A 20,717-nucleotide genomic window follows, 5' to 3' on the forward strand; every position below is an offset into this window, starting at 1 on the left:
ACCCGCGCTCATGATACTCACAATAATTGATCCTAACCGAAAGCACTTACTGCTGCTGAAGCTTATCGGTTTGTTACTCGTATGGAGTTATAGTATAACAACTTCCTATGCGCAAACGCCCGTGATCCAATATGTGAGTAAAACAAGCGGAAGCATGGAACAGATCGTAACGATGAAAGGCAGTGGCTTTGGTACCGATGCAACCAAAGTGCTCGTGATGTTCGGTGCTGCCAGAGCAGATATAGTGTCGGTAAGTGACCAGGTGCTCACGGTAAAGATTCCCGCACTTACTACATACGACAACATTGCCGTTACGAATTTAACTTCCAACCTGACAGGCTATACGCAGAATCCTTTTCTCCTGAGCTTCCATGGTGATGATGCACAGCCGTTCAATCCTAATAATCTTGAAGGGCAGTTTAATTTTCCCGGAGGTGCTGCCAAAGAAGAAGGGCTATATGATTTATGTCTCTGCGATCTTGATGGTGATCGGAAGAGTGACCTCGCTACAGCCAGCGATAATTTTGCCAAGATCAATATATACCGGAATACCGGCACTGGTCCCGGTAATGTAGCGTTCAACAGCAATACGGCTATAAATCTTTTTTCGCGCACGCTTCAAATCAAGTGTGGCGATTTGAATGGAGATGGGAAAACGGATCTCATTGCTACGGAGAAAGGATCAACCAACAAAATATTTATACTGGAGAATAATAGTCCGGGACCGGGTACACTTTCTTTTACATCACAATCTATCAGGCTCACCAACATTACCCCGCGGCATATAGAAGTAGCCGATATGGACCTGGATGGTAAACCTGAATTGCTCGTTACATCACAGGCAAGCAACGCAGTATTGGTGTTGCAAAATAAAAGCAAGCGTACGTCCATCATATTTGCACCAACTCCGGTAACGATCTCCATTCCGGGTATATCGGGTACCGATGCCTTGGCTTTTGCCGATATAGATGGCGATCGTCTGCCCGATATAATAACTGCACCCTATCAAACTTCCGGAGATATATGGGTAGCAAGGAACAGCTCCATTCCCGGTTCTCTTTCATTTGAAAATGCGCAGAAATTTACGGCAGGAACAGCGATCAATACCATTCGCGCGGGAGATATAGATGGTGATGGCAAGGCGGATATAGCATTTACGCAATCATCAGCTTCCGTGGGTGTGTTGGTAAATCAGTCCGGTGCATCGGGTATATCTTTTGGTGCACTCAAAACTTTTACGACTGACAGTGATCCCTGGGGGCTTGCCTTCGGTGACCTGGATGGCGATGGAAAAGCGGACCTCGTAGCAGCCTCCGTGAAAAAGAAATCACTGACCATCCTCAACAACACCAGTACATCGGGAAATATATCTTTTCAAGCTACAACGAAATCTACCACGTACCTCAACCGCCACGTAACCATCGGGGATGTGGACAGTGATGGCAAACCTGATATAGCGTTTACCAGTATCGATGATCCGTTGCAAAATATAGCAGCATCAAAAGTCTCGATCTTCCGCAATAAGACTTGCATGATTCCGGAGGTAACACCGGCCGGACCGCTGAATATTTGCAGCAGCAATTCCGTTGCGCTTACCGCGACACAAGGCGGTGGTATAGTATATGAATGGACAAACCTTTCCACCAACACAACATCATCCGGCACAAATACCTATACGCCTGCCGTATCCGGCGAATACAACGTGAAGGCTACTGCTGAAAATGGATCTTGCGTGCCCGTATCAAACAGTGTGAAAGTTACCATAGCAGCAGGCGCAGCTTCCGATCCGCAGCCCGCAAACAACGGACCGGTGTGTCAGGGTAAAACACTTATCCTTTCGTTAAATAATAATCTCGGTTCAGGCTTCAGTTATCAATGGACGGATGCTTCCGGAAAAGTTATCGGCACCGATGCAACGGTTCAGATCAACAATGTAAAAGTCGAAGATGCCGGTATATATTCAGTAAATGTATACGCAGGTGATGCAGCTACCGGTTGCCTCGCCCGGACAGCCACTACAACCGCGCAGGTTACGGCTATACCAGACTTCTCCATTCAACGCTCGACTCCCGAAGTAATCTGTGGCGGTCAGCTCTCAACGCTCTCGGTATTTCAATATAGTACTGATTTTACCTATCAATGGTATGAACGAACAGCAGGTGCACTTTCATCAGGTAAGTCAATTGTACGGGGAACATCCGGAGAGTATTATTACACGGCAACTTCCACTAATCCGAATTGTCACGTAGCAACCTCATCACCAGCAACGCTTATTGTTGCCGATCCTCCTGCTCCGGCATTCGATGCTCCGGCATCGGCATGCCAGGGAACAGAGATAACGTTCAGGAACAACACCAGCACCTCCGGGTCCGCAGAAGTATTTTATACCTGGAGTTTTGGAGATTCTCAAACATCCAATGAGCGTGAGCCTGTCCATATATATACTTCAGCGAATCCCTCCTACTCCGTTACCCTTAGTGCCTCTTATCAGAGTGGAGCCTGTATACGAACGGCAACAAAATCCATCAGCATTACAGCGGCCGTTCCTCCGGTTATGAACAGCAGCACAGGTGTATATGAAATGTGTGAAGGGCAATCGCTCATACTATCACTCTCGGGTTCGTTCAATAGTTATCAATGGAGCACAGGATCTACCGAGCCGTCTATAACTGCAACACAACCCGGTGCCTATACGGCAGAAGTTACCGGCAGCGATGGTTGTATCTTTACCATTACAGGCAACGTAACCGCGCTGCCTCCTCCCAACGTAGTTGCTACAGCACACCCAGCAACTATTAATGAAGGTGAAAGTACACAATTGGAAGCCTCCGGATTGGCGACCTATAGCTGGGAACCTGCTATATCTTTATCGCAGGCAGATATACCGAACCCGGTGGCGCGACCAACCGTATCTACCCTCTATACTGTACAGGGAAAAGATGACCACGGATGTTCCGGAGAAACAACTGTGGAAGTGCGCATACAAAACGCAACAGCATCAACCAAGCTCAAGCCGAGTCTCTTCTTCTCACCGAATACCGATGCCATCAATCCATACTGGACGGTTGAAAATATACTGGACTATCCGCAATGCAGCGTCACCATCTTTGATGACAAAGGTGTCAAGGTATACGAAGCCAAGCCCTACCTGAACAATTGGGATGGAACGATGAATGGCAGAGCACTGCCCGATGGTGTTTACTATTTCGTTATTCGCTGCGATGGCCAGGAGAAAAATCCCCGGACCGGGAGCATCACACTGCTTCGCTAGTATATATCAAAGCTTCAGCAGTTCTGATACACGCTCCGGTGCATCTTCCGGATAGATATGCATGAATATATCACTCTTTTTCACCCATTCCTCTTCCCATTGCAGTATCTTTAACCGGGTCGCTTCTTCATCGAATTTCTTTCCGGCTGCATGCGCTTTCTTCATCTCTTCAAAAAACATTTTCCAGCGCGGAACATAAAAACCCCTATACATACCCTGCCATGATTTGGAAGCATAGTCTTTCAGGTTATCACCTCCCCATATTGTAATCTGTGTTCGGGCATTCTGCACATATAGTGCAGACTCCTGCTTATTGTCGCCATAACGCGATGCTCCTTCAAGCCAATAGTCCAACACATTAAATTCCTGTACACCGATAAGCGTATCCAGTTTCTCTGCTATAAAAAATGATTTATCAGCCAATGCATCACCCTGCGAGAGATTACCGGCCTTGTAAGCTTTCGTTGCATCGATTAATAATGAATCGATATGCATGCTCATATAGTGACGCGTAAATTCAACAAGGTCATATATGAGCAACGTACCAGGTTTGTTGTGCCCGGTGTCTTTCAGCAAGCGTTGCACAGCATTTCGGAGTTTCTGATTATCGCCCGGGTATCCTTTAAAATCAACAATGTTAGCCGTAGGTCGCTTGAACAACAGATAAGCTCCTCCTCCATTCCACCAGCGTGGTGTCCAATAGCGTGTCTGAAAAACAGATTCTTTGAGCAGATCCCATGAGGTGAGTATATTATCCGATATATACCCGTATCGATCCATACTATATTGTCTGATCCAGTCTTTCCATGCTATACCTTCTGGCGACCATGACAAATCATATATATACTCATATACCACTGAGTTGTTGTTTAGTCCTTCAGGCAAAACACCATAGCCAACAAGGTTACGTTTATCCGTATTATTCAGCAGGCCAGTAACTTCTTCATTATAGAAATCAAAGTCGCCGTATACCGGGTTTGAGCCTCCATAGTTGTGTACATAGCCGTACGTCCATTGTTTGCCACCATACGCTTTGGTACGTTTCCATATACCGGGATAGCGATCATTACCAAAATCCTGAATGATCATTTTCGATGGCGGCACTTTACTCAGAAAAGATTGAATGGATGTAGTGTCCCAAAAAACAGAATCATTGCCGAAGAGCCATCCCTGCATGACCCACGTTGCTGAAGAATCGCCTTGTTGAATGGATTTATATACCGCTTCACCATATTCTGCCAGCAGGCTTTGTTTGTTTGCCGGAGTAACCGGAGGCTTCATTTCGTTGAATGAATCTGCAAGATAGAACGATGCATCTCCATACATCTCCTGGTATAGCTCAATGAATCGTTTGCCTATAGTGAGGAACAGCGGATCTTTCGGATCGAGCATATAGGTGCCTTCAAATCCTTTCTCCCACGGTTCAAGTTGTCGTATCTGTGCCGATTGAAATTTATCCTTCAGTTTTGCAGGAACATAGCCGCTGAAGGCAGGTACAACAGGTTGCATACCCAGCGATCGCATTCGTTCGAGTATCTGCTTCTGCAATACTTCTTTCTTTTTGATGAAGCTCATGGGCAGCGGACCACCATAGCCATTTATATTTCCCATACGATGCCACGGTAAAAATGCCGCACCACTGAAATGCTGGAGTATATCTGCTTCCGTAAGCCCCATTTCTTTCCAGAGACGGAGATATACCGCCTCCTGCCCTTCCATCGCAGAAGGCATGTTGATGCCGCGTATAGCCATCCAGTCGATTTCCTTTTCCCAGCGTTCCCAATCCCACCAAACCGTAGTATAGCCAAAGGCACACACGTTGAGATATTGCCGGTAAACAAAAGGTGATTGCAATGTTTGCAAAGACTGATCGGGCCACTGTGCTGGAAGACTCACACGATTCCCTTCCCAACTTATATGAACAGCTCCGATCTTTCGCAGGTACGTATAGGCACCATAGCATATAGCCGGGATTGAACTGCCTTCAATAATTACTTCACCCCGTGCTGTGCTGATCGTTACCTGGTCGGTGGCATGGTTTGTTAATCGCAGTACAAATTCATTTGCTCGTGGACCAATCAATCTTTCCAGGGCATTATAAGCGGGCATAACATTCGCATTGTACTCACGGATTTCCCGACCGGTTCGGCAGGAAATCAAAAGTATAAAACAGAATAACAGGCAACCGGTATATGTACCGCTGCTATAGATTACTTTCTGAAAGGATTGACGGAGGCTTACAAAAGAGGTGTCTGGCATGTGCTATAGTTATGGATATACCATAAATATAGCACTAAATACAAACATCCGAACAGACTATATTTACCTATTGGTCGAGCCAGGCTTCCGCTTCTTCCACGGATTTAAAATTCTGCTTGGGAAATTGTGTTGTTTTAGCCACGGCATTGAGTTGCATCTCGGCCAGGTCATCATCCCGTAGTATTTCTGCTACTTTCACAACACCGGCTTTCAGCAAGATTGCCTGTGCCTGTTCGTGCAGCTTTACTACTTCTTTGGGATGTGTTTTCATCTCAGAGGCATCTGTTAAAAGCGTAAAACCTCTTTTCAACCTGGACACTGCAGCGGTCCAGTGTTTGAGATAATCTGGTACGGCTTCAGGGTTCCTCCAGAAGCCCAGAATCTTCAGGTAGGCTCTGTTCTTTTCAGGAGATATCGAAATGATGTAATACTTGTTGTCGCTGATTTTTACAAGGGACATAGGGGTAAAGGGCTTTTTGAGACACTAAATCTATCTGATTTTTTGATTGTACTCAACGGCAGCCCCGTCTCTTTTGTTGCAACGAACAATGCGAGCCCTTCCCTCGTCAATACTGCAAGTTCTCTACATAGCTATAAAGCATGGTGTTATGCCTGCATAGTTCGATATGTAAATCTTTGATAATCGGTGAATACTCGTGGTATTTTCTGAACTCTTCAAACGAACGTATCAGGGCGTTGCAACGCAGGTTCTTTACGATCGGAGAAAGTTTATGAATTTCTGCGCGTATACCATCCATGTTCTGCTCTTCCACGTATCGTGTTATGTTTTCTTCCATTAACCGGAAATCATTTATCAGGATAGTTTTAATTTTCTCCATCTCTTCCGGATTATAGTTGAATACATCTTCATAAAACTGGAACGACAGGAAGTCTTCTTCCTCTCTTCGCTTCGGACACACTTTTACGATTTTACGAATGAGCATGTCAAGCTGGAAAGGTTTTGTAATGATATCCTGGATGTGATACATGGCCGTGCGTGTCTTGAGATTTTCCGACAACGCTTCGGCTGTAAAAGCAATAACCGGAGTATGATTGTTACGTCCGCCCGGTTGTAAACGCAGCGCCTCGGTAACTTCATAACCATTCAGACCGGGCATCTGCAGATCCATGAGGATAACATCGAATGTTTTATTGGCTGTGTGCTTCAACGCGATCTCGCCATCCGCAGCCAACGTACATTCTACTCCGCAGTCTTTCAGATAACTTTCCACTACCATGCGGTTAGACTCTACATCTTCCACATACAAAATCCGATAGCCTTTGAACGATGCTATCAATGCACTTTCATTCCGTTCTTTTATACCTACATGCTGTGGTATAGCAACGGAACAGATATTAAACGGAACTACCACGGAGAATACAGAGCCCTCTCCCGCTTTACTCTTCACGGAGATTTCACCCTTCAACACGGACACCAGACTTTTTACAATCGAGAGTCCTAAACCGGTACCACCGAATTTACGCGATATATATTTTTCAGATTGATGGAACGGCTGAAATATATGAGGCAGTTTATCTTCTGAAATACCGATACCGGTATCATGCACTTCAAATAACAACTTGCACTGATTTTCATTCTTCGTGACTAACGACACTTTTACTTTTACCTGACCATGCTGGGTAAATTTCAAGGCGTTGTTAACAAGATTGTTCAGGATCTGGTTAAGTCGCATCGAGTCTCCGCTTAGTATAGTAGGTATAGTTGCATCGGCTGTTACCCGGAAATCAAGTCCTTTCTCGGATGCTATAGGTTGATACGCTGCCTGGAACTGCTGCAGGAACTCAATGGTATTAAATGTTATATCTTCCAGCTCGATCTTGCCGGCTTGTATCTTGTTAAAATCAAGTATATCATTTACAAGATGAAGCAGATTGTCGCTCGAATACTTCAGTGTCTTCATGATTGGCAACTGGTCTTCACGCGGTTGTTTCTTCAACAGCAGATTAGACAAACCGATAACCGAATTGAGCGGAGTACGTATCTCGTGGCTCATCACCGAAAGAAAGTCTTCTTTCTCTGCAGACGCTACTTCCGCCAAACGTTTCGCTTCCATGAGCTCTGCTTCACGCTTCTTATCCAGTGTGATATCATAGCTGAAAGAGAAGTACCCGGCAAACTCACCGTTTTCAGTAACGGGCACCATGTGTTTGAGACACCACACCAGGTTCCCGGATTTAGCGCGATAGCAGATTTCACCATGCCAGCCGCGACCTTCCATCACATCGATCCAGATATCTCTGAAGAAATCATCGGTGTGCATGCCCGAATTGTATAGCGTATGTTTCAGTTCGTTGTATGTATTGCCGATGATTTCGGAGCGATCATAGCCCATAACGCTTTCAAACATTTCGTTTACATCCGAGATTTTTCCATAACGGTCGCACAAAACGATGATGGCGATTTCATTCAGCGCATCTGTCTTCAGTTTTAATTGTTCGTAGGTATGCTTCAATACCCGCTGTGATATGGTAAGCTTGTGATTGGTGCTTTCAATCTGCCGTGATCGTTTACCCAACTCTTTCAACAAATAGTTAAGCTTACGATTTAATGTTTTATACTCCCGCACGGAATTGGTAAGACGCGCATTCGAACGATTCAGTTTTTCTTCATAGGCAATTTCATATCCTATATCCCGCGTGAGACAACGTATACCTGTTACAGTACCATCCTGATCTTTAATTGCCCGAAAACTTTTCTGACACCAGATATAGGTATTGTCCTTACGTTTCATACGGACTTTCATCATAACAGACTCGTCCGGCTGACTGAGTGCGAGCCGGAAGTTGGTGAGAAGCTGACGTTTGTCCATCGGATGTGCGCGATCTCCCGTTAACTTCTGTCCTACTATATCGTTGGGTGAATATCCGAACATACGTACAACCGCTGGCGAAATATACTGTACGATACCATTCAAATCGTATAGCCCCAGTACTTCATGCCCCGACTCGGCCAGTATTCTATATTTCTCTTTGCTAAGTCTTAACTCTTCTGCAATCTGTTTTGCTTCCGTTACATCCCACGCTACACCAAAGATCTCAACCGGATCGCCATCTTCATTTCGAAATACATCTCCTTTAAGTTTTACCCAACGAACCGACTTTCCTTCTTCAGGAGCTGTCCGGTGTTCAACTTCAAAAGGTTCATGGCGTTCGATGCTTACAGTCGCGGCAAGCGCAATCTTGTCCCGATCTTCAGGGTGTACACATTGAAAGAATCGCTCGGCATTAACTTCTTCTGAAGTATCAACACCATAAACTTTATAGGTTGTCTTCGACCAGAGTAAACCACTTGTATTAAAACTCCAGCGCCAGCTGCCTATATCTGAGTAGTGCTGCGATAAACGGAAAAGCTTCTCCATCTCCTCCGATGCCTTTTCAGCCGCCAGCCTGTCCGTTATCTCGATGAGTACATACATGCGGCAGCGCTCGTTCTCCAACACTATATCTCCGGCCTGTACTTCGAATGAACGGATGTTATTATCCTTATCGTAAAAGTGACCTATAAACGATTGAGGTGTTTCGTTACCCTCGTTGTAACTACGAATGATTGACTCTATCAACTCCCGTGTTTCCGTAGTAGCGTGCGTGGTAACGCCCACAACACCTTTCTGAAAATACTCTTCGATATTGTTATAGCCAAAAATCCGGAGCAGTGTCTTGTTAGCATAGATGATCTGCTGGTTTCGCGCTATAGATACGCCGAGCAATGTACTTTCAATAAGCGTTTTATACTTCACTTCACTCTCCAGGCGAAGTGCTTGCTCTTTCAGGAGTTCCAGGCTCTTGCGTTCTACCTCCAGTTTCTTTTTTGCTGACAGGCGCTGGCGGCTCAAGATCAAAAAGAACACGCAGACAAGACCGCCCAGGGTGATGAGTATACTATTTCTTCTATGTACTTCGATCTGGTGTTGATGCGAAAGAACGGAGATCTCTTTTTGCTGCTTCTCCATTTCATAGTTATTGCGAAATCGCTCGATGGCACTCTTGTTCTCGGATCGCTGCAAGCTATCATTCAATGACATGTATAGCTTTTGATAGGCATACGCTTTTCTGAAATCATTATTGGTTTCGTATGCCTTTGAGATGAGTTTATAACTATTGGCAATTTCTTCTTTTGAATTTACCTGGCGGGCGAACTGCAATGCGCGTTGAGCAGCCTCCAAAGTCTCTTTATATTTGTGTTGCTCCAGGTAAATTTCGCTGATGGCTAAATATATAACGGCATAACGGGTAGTAGCCCCGGCTACCTTTGCTTCCTGCAACGCACGTTGCTGATACGTAAATGCATCCGCTAACTGATGTCTTCGAAAGTATATTTTACCTATGGAATTCAGGACTACGCTTACGGAAGATTTACTTCCCAGTTCTTCATTTAACTTCAGGGCACGACTGTAATATTCAAGTGCCAGCGAATCTCTCCCTTCCCTCTCAGAAACTATTGCTATATTATTGAGCGCACGGGCAATTCCGCTTTTATAGTTTAATGCAGTCCAGACATCGAGCGCTTTATCAAAATAGTTATAGGCTTCCCGGTTATCCTCCTGCGTGAGGTAAATGACGCCTATATTATTATAACAGGCAGCGATGAGTCTTTTATTCTGAAGTTGTTCGTAAATGCGAAGTGCTTTCAGGAAGTAGTCTATTCCAAGATATGATTTTCCGGTTCGATCGTTATATACCCCCAGAAATGTATAGGCCTTCGCAGTGCCCTGGGGATAATCTATTTTTTCAGACAGCGTCAAGATCTGGTTCGCTGTTTCAGGAATAGCATCGTAATCTACATAAGACTGTGCATCGCATAAAAGCACAAGTGTCTTCACGCGGTTGGTATCTTGCCGAAGAACTTTCAGCACAGTCTTTAAACTATCAATCTTTTTGTTCTGAGCGAGCGTGGCATGATTGCCAAGTAAACTCCCCAATACCAAACAGAAAATTATGCTCCCCTTCATGACATGCGGATTTAATGACGCGCTTCTCTGCATGACCTGCTGGCCACAACTTTACGTGTTCATATACAGGCTTGCCGGATATATACCTTTTAGAACCGTATTTTCTGTTCGGCTATTTTAGCGACCAGCTCTGTGGTGTTTTTCAAATCGAATTTACCCAACACGTTGGCGCGGTGTGTCTCAATTGTTCTTGGACTCACTTCCATACGCGCAGCAATTTCTTTGCTGGAACATCCTTCGATCAGGTATTTCACAACTTCTTTTTCTTTGCTAGTAAGGAATGGAAGGCCTCGGTAGGATTTCTTGTAAAGGCTGCTCACCAGCAGGTTTGATATCTCCAGGGAATAAAACTTTTCACCCTGCAATACTTTGTGCAGCCCCAGGATGAGTTCTTCCGACTCTACATCTTTATGGATATAGCCGTCTATGCCGGCTTCCATCGCGTTCACGATATAGAACTCTTCTTTGTGCGAGCTGAGTATAACTACTTTTATACCAGGTTTTTTCTCTTTGAAGTACTTTGCAACATCCAACCCACTCTCCTTATCCAACGAAATATCAATCAACACAAGGTGCGCATTCAGATCCTGAACGTGAGGCTTTACAGCTGTAAAGCTATTGTACTCGCCCACAACGTTAAATCGGGGATCTTTTTTCAGGATTGATACAAGACCGATTCTGAATAGCGCGTGATCATCAATTACAATTAGTTTTACCATATAGTTATTGAGTTTTCTTTTCTGTCAATTTTTGTCGGGTTCAAGGCTCCAACCGACCGTAAGTAAGTAGCCGTGTACCTTAGATGCTTAAAGCGAACAAGGGTAACAACATATTCGGATTGATCCCCTGACGTTTGAACAAATATGTAAACCCCTTTACGATATCACGCAAATTGCACCATGACAAAAAGGTGTACTTTGGTCCTCCACGTTATCAGATCGCTCCGGAATGGGTACCTTTTGTTAAATATGCCTTCACCCACTTCTTACCGTTCCTCCTGACGTAACGACCATTCATACCGTTTCTAATCCAAAAAGTAATGTCCACCCGTACGTCCAGCATGTAATTTTTACTTAGAATGTTGTAGGTGTTGTTACAAAATGAACAAGGCCCCGACTCTCTTTCAGGAGAATCCGGGGCCCTGAGTCAGCCTACCAATGGGGTAGGCATTACATGCGAATTTGTAAAAACTAGCGCTTGCCTTTCAGTTGGAATGCCCGAGTAACGTTAAAGCCCAGGTGTATATCGCCATCAAAGAAGTCTCCATCAGTCTCCGTAATGAACGAACGCTCAATCATACCGCGGGTATTCGTCAAGATGATCTGAAATACGTGACCACCGGTTTCTATGTCTACTGCTATACCAATGGCATCATTATAAGAAGCTGCGGCACTCGGGTTAACCCGGTAATAATATTCGAGATTAACCGAAACACTGGGGGTCATTTTTATGCGACCGCCAACGCCAACTGCAACCTGATTGTTATCACCTTCATCAAGCGCTACCCAGTTTTTATGCACCAGCGTAGGCATCAACTGAAGAGATAAAGCGGATGTAAATTTTCTGGCAATCAAAAGCTGAGCTGTGTATGATAAACGATCGGTACGCTGAAAACCATCCGGTACGTCAGCATCTTTAGGAGATGTTTTATACCCGGTGCTTCCGAACGCAGTGACTGTAACAGGCGATCCTTCTCTCGACTGCTTCACCAATTTATACTTCAGGTAACCGTCAACTGTTTTATCGACCGAGTTGCGACCGATACCAATACCAAAATTATCGGTAACACCGTACTCCAACCCGAGACGCACATACGCATCATCAAGGCCGTACATTTCATACAAGCCACCATTGAGGCGACCGAAACGGTGCGAGAAGATAAACTCCAGCGTTCCTTCACCAATGGTTTCAACGGAGTGACCATTTATTAACCGTGTACCTTTAAAAGTTTGTGCAGTATACGATGGTTCCTTCTCCGAACTTGACTCAAGCTCCTTCAACAGATCGTCTTGTGCAAAAGCCTGCGATGTACAGAAGAAAACAAAAATGGTTTTTAAAGCGACTATATTTCTCTTGATCGACTGCATGTATCTCTTAAAGTTTGTATGTAAAATTTACGGTTACTTCTACCTGCTCCGCTATATTCTGCCACATCAGTTTCGGGATATCAACTTTATAGTCTTCCAGCTTTACAATGAATACCGACTTCATTACCAGTTTGTCGCCTTGCTTTTCAATCGTTCCGGGAATCTCCACATCTTTTGTAACTCCGTGGATTGTTAATTTACCCTGGGCCTTTACGTTCTGTGTAGCCGCGTTTGCATCAAACCCTACGATCTTTCCCTGAAAGGTAGACTTCGGATATTTTTCAGTTTCCATATACTTTTCATTGAAGTGCTCCTGCATCAACGACTTCTTGAATTGAAATTCATTGATCGGCACTACGAACGCTATATTTCCATTAGACGCATCAAACACACTCGATGCCTTAGCATTATCTGCCTTTATATCTTCGAGTGCTGCACTCGAAAAGAACGTAACAGTACTTTTCTCAGAGGTATACTTCTGCGCATTGGCTCCTATCGCGATACATGCGAACATCACTGCTAAGCGGATTTTCATATTCATAATGTTTAATTTTTACTTTATTCGATTCAGAATCCCTGTTTGATTTCTAGTCACTCTTTGCACCATCGTCTACCCAGCAGGCGATCTTGGTGATCTGCTCCTGCGTAAGTCGCGGCTGACTGGCCGGAGGCATTGAACCATTACTGGTCCGTGTCTTGATATTAGTAGCATTATTCTGAACATTGGTCAGGTTAGACCAGTCCGGAATCTGATTACCACTTACATGACAACCAGATATAGCACAGTTTGCATCGATGATCGGTTTAATATCGCCTGTCCAGCTTACTCCGGTTTGTCCGCGCACAACAGAAATACTCAGCGATATAGTACAACCTTGAGAGTCTCTCACCCGAACAGTATAGGCACCATAGTGCAAATCAGTGAAGGTATTGGTTGAACTGAAACTACCCGACCCAATGCTAAACTCGAACGGTGTATTTGTACCGGTAGCGTTCACCGTAATGGTTCCGTTGTTTGTTAAACACTCGCTGTCTTCGGTTATTTCATAGGTAGCTGCCAGGTCTGTTGACTTGATAACAAGTGTCCCTTGCACTACATTTTCACAACCTTTAGAATCGCGCACAGTAATAGTATAGGTACCACCACCCAGTCCGGCAAAAGTTGCTGATGACTGATATGTACCACCGTTGAGACTATATTGATACGATTCACTTCCACCGGTACCTGCTACAACAATAGAGCCATCATTGCTATCGCAGGTGGTTGGGTCCGTTGTACTCTCTACCGTAACCGAAGGCTTATTCGCTTCACAATCCACCACTTCGGTTTCAACGTGATTTGTACAGCGCACGAGGACAATCAATAAAACAACTACGTTAACAAACTTTAACCTGCTCGACATATATATACATTTATACCTATTTCAATTTATACTTCAGCGTAAAGAACGACCCGGCACTTACCAGATCAATTTTACCCTGACCAACACCCGACATCGGTGCTTTTAAGAATGGCTCGGCCTGAAGTTGTAATCTCGGACTGATTCTATACTGCAACCCGAATGAAATATTCAGCATAGCGAACCAATGACGATTTTCGTTTTTATAATCTTCGTAGTAATAGTAATTGCTATTATTCTCGGTAACCGTGTATACATAATCCTCCTTCAACATAATGTAGGACGACACTCCTACTGTTGCATAGAAGTTAAGACGGGCTTCCGGCAATATATAGTATGTTATGTTGATGGGTATATCCAACACCCTGCAATCACCATCGAGGTAATCTGCTTCAAACGATGTGCCACCGTATGAATATGACTTACCTGGATTATTTTTATCGTACAATTTTTTAGACCATATAGCACCAGTGCTAAAACCCCAGTGTTTAGCAGGCGAATACTCAACGGTTAAGCCAAAATTGAAACCGGTCTTACCAGGCTTGTTATAACCAATAGAACTGAAGTCGGGCGACACCAGCAATTTTACATACCAGTTTGACTCGTTTGATTTTTTCTCTTCTTCACGCTTATCCTCCGCTGCATTCTTATTCTCTGCAGCATGATTCAGTGAATCAGCTTTTGTGATCGGCTTGGCCAGCGTGCTGTCGTTTACAGTAACTGCGTTTGATTTTTCGCGTGCCTTCCGAATTGCAGACTCGGGGTGATTGCTCAATGAATCGATAGATGTACCTGTGCTGGATGATATAGTCTGTTTTTCTCTACCAGCATTATCGTCTGTTAATTTAGCGAACGCTTCATCTCCTTTAGCAGTGTTACCATCTTTAGCAGGAGCAGCGTTATCTATCACTTTTGGTTTGGAATCAGCTTCATTGCGAGAAAGACTGTCTGATGCCGAAGCGCGATCAATTTCGCTTGCAGGTTGAGTACTGGCATTCTCAATTCCGCCAGTTGCCGTTTTTCTTGTGTCGCGATTTCCTTCATTCGTACGATTACGATTTGCAACGGTAGAGTCAGCAGCAGATATACCTTTATTTTCATTGTATACATTTGCAAGCGCAGGCGCGCTGCCTTGCAATGAATCTTCTTTTGAAGTTGATTTCTCTACAGGACGATCATTCGCAACCACACCAGTCACATTTTCCCGGTCTGTTGATTTTTCAACAACGCCTTTTGCAACAGACGAAATATTGTCGTTTGATTTCAACACAGGTGTCACCGTTGAAAGACTATCGGCACCCGCTATATTTTGATTTGCATTACCGGTTTGATTGGCGGTTGTATTGCCGGATGTAGCATTATGATCGTTCAGCATCGCACTATTCTTCGATTTCGCACGGGTATCCGTTAAAGCCAAAGTATCCGAAGTACCGGAAGCAGATGCTTCCTTATTTTTCAGTTGAGATGAAAGAGTATTGCTGTTTGCCTTCGCCTGATCAGATGTATTTGATTGATTGGTAGCAACTGCTGCAGTCCCATCATTCTGTATTGCTGAATTATTCATTACATCAGCACCGGTACTCGTTCCGGTTAACGCATTGCTTTTCGTATTGGCTGCGTTTTGTTTCTCACTGGAAGTTGTAGTGATAGACGCGGACGATAAACGCTGTGTGTCAGAAGCTATATTTTCATTCTTCTGATTATTACCAGTTGTTGTCTCATTGCTTGAAGCTGTGTTACCCGCCTGTTTAGAAGATTTTTCAGCCTGCACAGATGTTAATGACGATTTCGCATCTTTTTCTATAGCAGATGTTTTCTGTTGACTTTCAGAAGTCAGTGCCAGATCTTTTTGACTACCGTTATTTTCTGAATTACCGGAAGCAGAAAGCGAACCCTCATCACGCTTCTTCTTCTCTCCTGCAACGGCTCGCTTCTGCTTCTGTATCCTTTGCTGATCGTTGTCTGTGGCTGTACGCTCAGCCGATTTATGTATAATAGCATTACCGTTCTGATCTTTTGTACCCGCTGCTGTTGAATTGTTCTCCGCAGTCGAAGTTGATTTACTGCTGGTATTTTTACGCTCCGCTGTATTTTGCACAGCCGACTGCGTAGCTGATGTTGATGCTATCGCACGATTTTGATCTGCCGCTGCTATATCTTTCGCTTTTTGTGTATCGGTATTGTTTCCGGCAGATAATGAAGCCTGATCCCCTGCAGAAGAAGTCTGTCCATTCTGAGAGTCACGCGATACAGCAGTTGCACCTTCTGACGAAGAACCGGCAGGCGTACCGTTATCATCACCGGCATCTATACCTGCATATTCTGCGGATGCATTTGTATCCGTACTATTTCGTGTTTCGCCAGCAGCTGCGTAATCTGGTATTTCTTTCTCTATACCCGCATCGCTGTTGTTGACTGCATTGTTTTTGCTGTCCGATTGTCCCCGATAGTAGTTAATACCTAACCATGTAGAGAATATGAGCAGCAACGCCAGCGAAAGGTATATAGCAATTCGTTTGAAGAGATTGATCCGATCACTGCGGTCAATGCGCTTTGATAATTTATCCCAGTCTCCCGGATCGAACTCAGGCTCGATCCGCTGCGCAGCATCCTGGAACAACTTGTCCAGTTCGTTATCAGAAATATTGCGCATAGTTATTAATATTTATCTTCCGTAATTGATTCTTCAGGTGCTCGCGCGCCTTGAACAGATTCGACTTCGAGGTGCCTACTACAATTCCCAGTTGTTCGGCAATCTCTTCGTGAGTATAACCATCGATAACATACAGGTTAAAAACCGCGCGATACGCGTCTGGTAATTTTTGCACCATCTTGATCAATTCCTCATACGAAATTGTCTCATTGCCCTGTGTGTTGTCGGCCATATTCTGAACCGTTCTATCCTCTATATCCTGGTGGTGATAATGTTTGTTGTGTTTGCGATAATGATCAATAGCGGTATTGATCATTATTCTTCTCAACCATGATTTTACAGAAGCTCCTTCATCATGCTGATGTATGTGCGTAAAAAACTTCATAAAACCATCGTTCATGATCTCTTTTGCTTCTTCTTTTGTTTTTGAATAGCGCAGACAAACACTCATAGCATACCCATAGAAGTGCTCATAAAGACGCTTCTGTGCTTCACGACTGCCTTTGCGACAGTCTTGAAGCAGCACTTTTATCTGCTTTGGGTCCTCCAAGTTTTTTCTAGAATCTTCCACCAGACGCAGGGTTAAAAAAAAGGGTTGCCTTCCGAATCGTCATTTTTATGAATTTACACGTTATACTTCTATTGATAAGACCGAAAGAGAAATTCCTCTGACCAAATTCTACCAGATAAAACGGTATAGTCATTAAACTGAAAGCTTTGCTAAAAATAACCTTATTGTGTGCGTTGCTTGCGGAAATAAGCAGGGACAAAAACGTTGGCAATAAAGAAAGAGGGGTATATGATCTTAAAACAACGAAAACTCCCCGATTGCCTCGGGGAGTTTTTATTAACATACGCTATTGTTTTACAATCTTCACAACAAACCGGGTCTTCTCACCCGCCACCTGTACCATATATATTCCGGTAGGTAACTGCGTCAGATCGAATGTCTGCTCTGTTGATTCAACCTTGCTGGTCAGCTGCACTTTGCCGGTTACATCGGTAAATAGAACATTACCGCCCGCCATTTCTTTGGTAAAGCGAACCGTTACCTTATCCTGAACTGGGTTCGGATATGCCTGAATAAAGTCTGACTCTGCTGGTACTTCGGCAACTTCAGGTGCAGCCAAGCGCGCACTACTGGTAGTAAAACTGATATAGCCATTGCAATTCAGCCATTCGCTGTTCGAGCCGCCACAGGTATTGTTCATCCACACACCTGTGTTGGTTGCCTGGTTCTCTGCCTGATAGGTTACACCACCAATCGTTACATAGTCGATCTGTACATCGCGTGATCCTGCATCGTTAGTAAAATGAACAGTAACCGTACCGTTTCCTGACGATGAAAAATTCTGATACGCTGTTGTAAGTGTCCAGCTAGCTACAGTTGTGTTGTTCACGCGGAGATCAATGGTCTCGCCACCTGCCACACCACGAGCCCGCACAACAATGGCACTGTTTCCTGTAACAGTAATGGTGAAAGCCTGTGTACTCACGCAGCCGCTGCTGTTGGTATAGCGGGCGGTATAGGTACCGGCTTGTGCTGATTGTATATTGGATATAGTAATCTCGCGTGTTGTTGCCGTAAAGTTATTCGGACCTGTCCAACTCCAGGAGCCACCCGTTGTGGGCTGCGGACCGAACTTTACCGATCCTCCTGCTGCTAATGAAGCAGACGCTGTTTGTTGCCAGCTACCTCCGTTTATCTGTATATAGGGTACTATGGCAGTCTGTGTGCAACTGGCAGGTTCTCCATATACTATACCACGACCTGCTGTACTCATATATACTCGTCCGTATACATTCATGTCTCCTATAACAAATTCACCATTGCCTGGTCCGCCATACTCATGATCGTTATCGTTGACGCGTGTCCAGGTAGCTCCTTCATCAATTGAACGATGTATACCGAGTACACCGCTTACGGTTCCCCAGATATAGAGTGTCGGGTATGTTTTACCGGGAGCTTCTTTTCCTAAGCCGACTGCTCCGCAGTACGTTACGCTGGAGAGTTTGGTAAACGACTGTCCTGAGTTTGTTGATCGCGACAAACCTCCGTTAAACAACGGCACCCACAAATGACCTTCTACGCCCGGTGTTGTACGAATCACTCTCCCTCCTCCGCTACCGGGAGCTCCGGTTGCCGCGAATGAAGAGCCTCCATTCGTACTGATATACATGGAACCGCTGCCCGGATCATACGCATAGAACTTGTTTGAATTTACAGGATCAGCTACCGGACGAGCTTCATTTATACTTAGTCCGCTTACGGAAGTCCACGAAGTGCCGCGGTTGGTTGATCGATAGGTTGTAGTTGAAGTCTCGGGACAATGCAGAAATGTATTTCCATCAGCAGATATAGCGACTTTACCTTTGTTGCCATTCTTGGTACACTCGGTCCATGATACACCCATGTTGGTAGAGTAATACATATTGTTACCAACGCGCAGAAGTACATTTGTATTCTGTGATGCACATGCCAGCCCGGTAGTTGTACCGGTGCTCGGTGAATGCATCGATGTATATTGTGTAATGTTGGTATGTCTGAATCCATCGTAGTCACCAATCACGGAAACCAACGGACCGTTACTCGGTATACTTACGATATCCAGTGGTACCGTCTCTTCCAATCCTTGTACCCGAAACTTCCATACGCAGGGAGTAGCATCAATATCGTCTGTAGAAAATATACCGTTACCGGATGTTACCCATACCTTCTTGGTGTTGTACGGATCGAACTCTACAGAACCTGCCCAATGGATGGCGTGTCCTGCTATCCAGGATATACCGTTTGAATCAAGACTGAATCCGCGTGCGATCACATCTGTCCAGCTGGCACCGCCATTGGTACTCAGAAATATTCTGTCACCATACGGGCCGCCTTGCGGAAGGTAGGTATTGATGGTAGTTGCTACGAGGCGACTGGCATTGTTTGGATCAACAGATATACCCCCGAAGGCACGATTTATACCGGATGGAGATACATTGGTCCACGCACCGGTTGAAGTGTTATACTTCCATATTTGTCCGTTATCCATCGGTTCAGGAACAGACCAGTGTCCATGGGGGCCCGCTCCGTTTCCATACGTGATATATAGATTACCATCGCTGGCCAATACGGCACGGTGTGGCATATAGGTTGTGGGTGCACCACCTACTGCCGAGAATGTAGTTCCGCCATCCGTACTGCGGTATAGATTGGTGCTTCCGGAACGCGATACACCTACATATATAGTCTTGGTTGCTGTGCCAGAGGTGCTGCTGGATTTATCCATCACCACAAAGCTGATCCCGTTTTCATTGGGTGTAGTAGTTACATCCAGCGATGTTACACGACTCCAGCTTACACCGGCATTGGTACTCTTGAACAATCCGTTCCAGCGCGTACCACAAAAGAGTATATTTCCATTGTTAGGATCTACGATCAGCTTCTCCCCGGTTTGTCTTCCCATGCCATTACCATGTGCCTTGAATTGTGAAGTAACATCGGTAATAGAAAATGTTTTACCATAATCAGTAGAGCGAAGTATAGCGGTTTTACCATTGTCGAAATACGATATACCGACAAGCATATATAGTTTGGCAGGTGCCTGCGGATCGATCGCCAGTGATTCCACTCCGAGATATCCTTTTTCATTTTCGGCAGCCCAGTCAAGTAAGGGTATCCACTTGCTGCTGGCTGCATCCCACCGGTAGGCCCCGCCAACATCGGTTCGTGCATACATAAGGTTCTGCTGATTTCTGCTCGTTACCACTGCAGATACAAAGCCCCCTCCACCAATAGCAACGTTACCCCAGTTGTACGTTGTCTGAGCTTTCAGATCTGTTGTTGAAACGCCTGCGAGTAACAGGCCAATCATCATGATGCACAGCCACCGTTGCCTTCCCTGCGGGAAGATTCGAAGCCGGCCGGGTTCTGTTGTAAAATAACTCTTCATAAGGTTTACTGGTTAATTTTGAGATATCTCACGAGTAGCAATCGTTTTAATGATTCACTAAATCGTTTGCGTAAACCTAGGGAAAATCACCGCCTGCCACCGTATCAAAAAGTTAACTTATAGGGTATAAGATGTTCAG

At 44.8% G+C, this 20,717-nt stretch carries 11 protein-coding genes; 1 reads left to right on the forward strand and 10 read right to left on the reverse strand.

From position 1 onward, the window contains the following. Positions 1–10 precede the first annotated feature (10 nt). Positions 11–3,271 carry an FG-GAP-like repeat-containing protein gene (locus ACFQ21_RS03580; protein WP_377574950.1) on the forward strand — a complete coding sequence of 1,087 codons (3,261 nt, stop codon included), beginning with the start codon at positions 11–13 and terminating at the stop codon, positions 3,269–3,271. 6 nt (positions 3,272–3,277) lie between these two features. Here the strand turns inward: ACFQ21_RS03580 and ACFQ21_RS03585 are convergent, their stop codons facing one another. The 10 genes from ACFQ21_RS03585 to ACFQ21_RS03630 form a co-directional block, all read right to left on the reverse strand. Then, positions 3,278–5,530, reverse strand: coding sequence for an alpha-N-acetylglucosaminidase (locus tag ACFQ21_RS03585; RefSeq protein ID WP_377574953.1), 2,253 nt, complete (start codon positions 5,528–5,530; stop codon positions 3,278–3,280). Positions 5,531–5,597: 67 nt separating this feature from the next. Then, complete coding sequence (locus tag ACFQ21_RS03590; RefSeq protein ID WP_377574956.1) at positions 5,598–5,990, reverse strand: hypothetical protein; 393 nt, start codon at positions 5,988–5,990, stop codon at positions 5,598–5,600. Between the two features lie 106 nt (positions 5,991–6,096). After that, entirely contained in the window at positions 6,097–10,500 is a 4,404-nt protein-coding gene (locus tag ACFQ21_RS03595) for a PAS domain S-box protein (RefSeq protein ID WP_377574958.1), read from the reverse strand. Positions 10,501–10,589: 89 nt separating this feature from the next. Beyond that, the gene (locus tag ACFQ21_RS03600) at positions 10,590–11,219 is read right to left on the reverse strand and encodes a response regulator (RefSeq protein ID WP_377574961.1); all 630 of its coding nucleotides are present in this window, start codon (positions 11,217–11,219) and stop codon (positions 10,590–10,592) included. 471 nt (positions 11,220–11,690) lie between these two features. Further along, complete coding sequence (locus ACFQ21_RS03605; RefSeq protein ID WP_377574964.1) at positions 11,691–12,587, reverse strand: DUF5777 family beta-barrel protein; 897 nt, start codon at positions 12,585–12,587, stop codon at positions 11,691–11,693. A 7-nt stretch (positions 12,588–12,594) separates the two neighbouring features. Next, on the reverse strand, positions 12,595–13,122 hold the full coding sequence (locus ACFQ21_RS03610) for a YceI family protein (RefSeq protein ID WP_377574967.1): 528 nt from the start codon (positions 13,120–13,122) through the stop codon (positions 12,595–12,597). A gap of 52 nt (positions 13,123–13,174) precedes the next feature. Beyond that, on the reverse strand, positions 13,175–13,990 hold the full coding sequence (locus ACFQ21_RS03615; RefSeq protein WP_377574971.1) for a hypothetical protein: 816 nt from the start codon (positions 13,988–13,990) through the stop codon (positions 13,175–13,177). Between the two features lie 16 nt (positions 13,991–14,006). Next, positions 14,007–16,640: an outer membrane beta-barrel protein gene (locus ACFQ21_RS03620; RefSeq protein ID WP_377574974.1), complete on the reverse strand. Its 2,634-nt coding sequence runs from the start codon at positions 16,638–16,640 to the stop codon at positions 14,007–14,009. Further along, entirely contained in the window at positions 16,624–17,190 is a 567-nt protein-coding gene (locus tag ACFQ21_RS03625) for an RNA polymerase sigma factor (RefSeq protein WP_377574977.1), read from the reverse strand. The genes ACFQ21_RS03620 and ACFQ21_RS03625 overlap by 17 nt, the downstream gene beginning before the upstream one ends. Positions 17,191–17,497: 307 nt before the next feature. Continuing rightward, complete coding sequence (locus ACFQ21_RS03630) at positions 17,498–20,578, reverse strand: T9SS type A sorting domain-containing protein (RefSeq protein WP_377574980.1); 3,081 nt, start codon at positions 20,576–20,578, stop codon at positions 17,498–17,500. Positions 20,579–20,717 lie beyond the last annotated feature (139 nt).

Origin of the sequence: Ohtaekwangia kribbensis, from assembly GCF_042676245.1 — a bacterium.
Lineage (GTDB): Bacteria > Bacteroidota > Bacteroidia > Cytophagales > Cyclobacteriaceae > Ohtaekwangia > Ohtaekwangia kribbensis.

Coding starts and splice junctions, on each gene's coding strand:
- ACFQ21_RS03580 (WP_377574950.1), top strand. CDS start 11: ATGATACTCACAATAATTGATCCTAACCGAAAGCACTTACTGCTGCTG.
- ACFQ21_RS03585 (WP_377574953.1), bottom strand. CDS start 5,530: ATGCCAGACACCTCTTTTGTAAGCCTCCGTCAATCCTTTCAGAAAGTA.
- ACFQ21_RS03590 (WP_377574956.1), bottom strand. CDS start 5,990: ATGTCCCTTGTAAAAATCAGCGACAACAAGTATTACATCATTTCGATA.
- ACFQ21_RS03595 (WP_377574958.1), bottom strand. CDS start 10,500: ATGAAGGGGAGCATAATTTTCTGTTTGGTATTGGGGAGTTTACTTGGC.
- ACFQ21_RS03600 (WP_377574961.1), bottom strand. CDS start 11,219: ATGGTAAAACTAATTGTAATTGATGATCACGCGCTATTCAGAATCGGT.
- ACFQ21_RS03605 (WP_377574964.1), bottom strand. CDS start 12,587: ATGCAGTCGATCAAGAGAAATATAGTCGCTTTAAAAACCATTTTTGTT.
- ACFQ21_RS03610 (WP_377574967.1), bottom strand. CDS start 13,122: ATGAAAATCCGCTTAGCAGTGATGTTCGCATGTATCGCGATAGGAGCC.
- ACFQ21_RS03615 (WP_377574971.1), bottom strand. CDS start 13,990: ATGTCGAGCAGGTTAAAGTTTGTTAACGTAGTTGTTTTATTGATTGTC.
- ACFQ21_RS03620 (WP_377574974.1), bottom strand. CDS start 16,640: ATGCGCAATATTTCTGATAACGAACTGGACAAGTTGTTCCAGGATGCT.
- ACFQ21_RS03630 (WP_377574980.1), bottom strand. CDS start 20,578: ATGAAGAGTTATTTTACAACAGAACCCGGCCGGCTTCGAATCTTCCCG.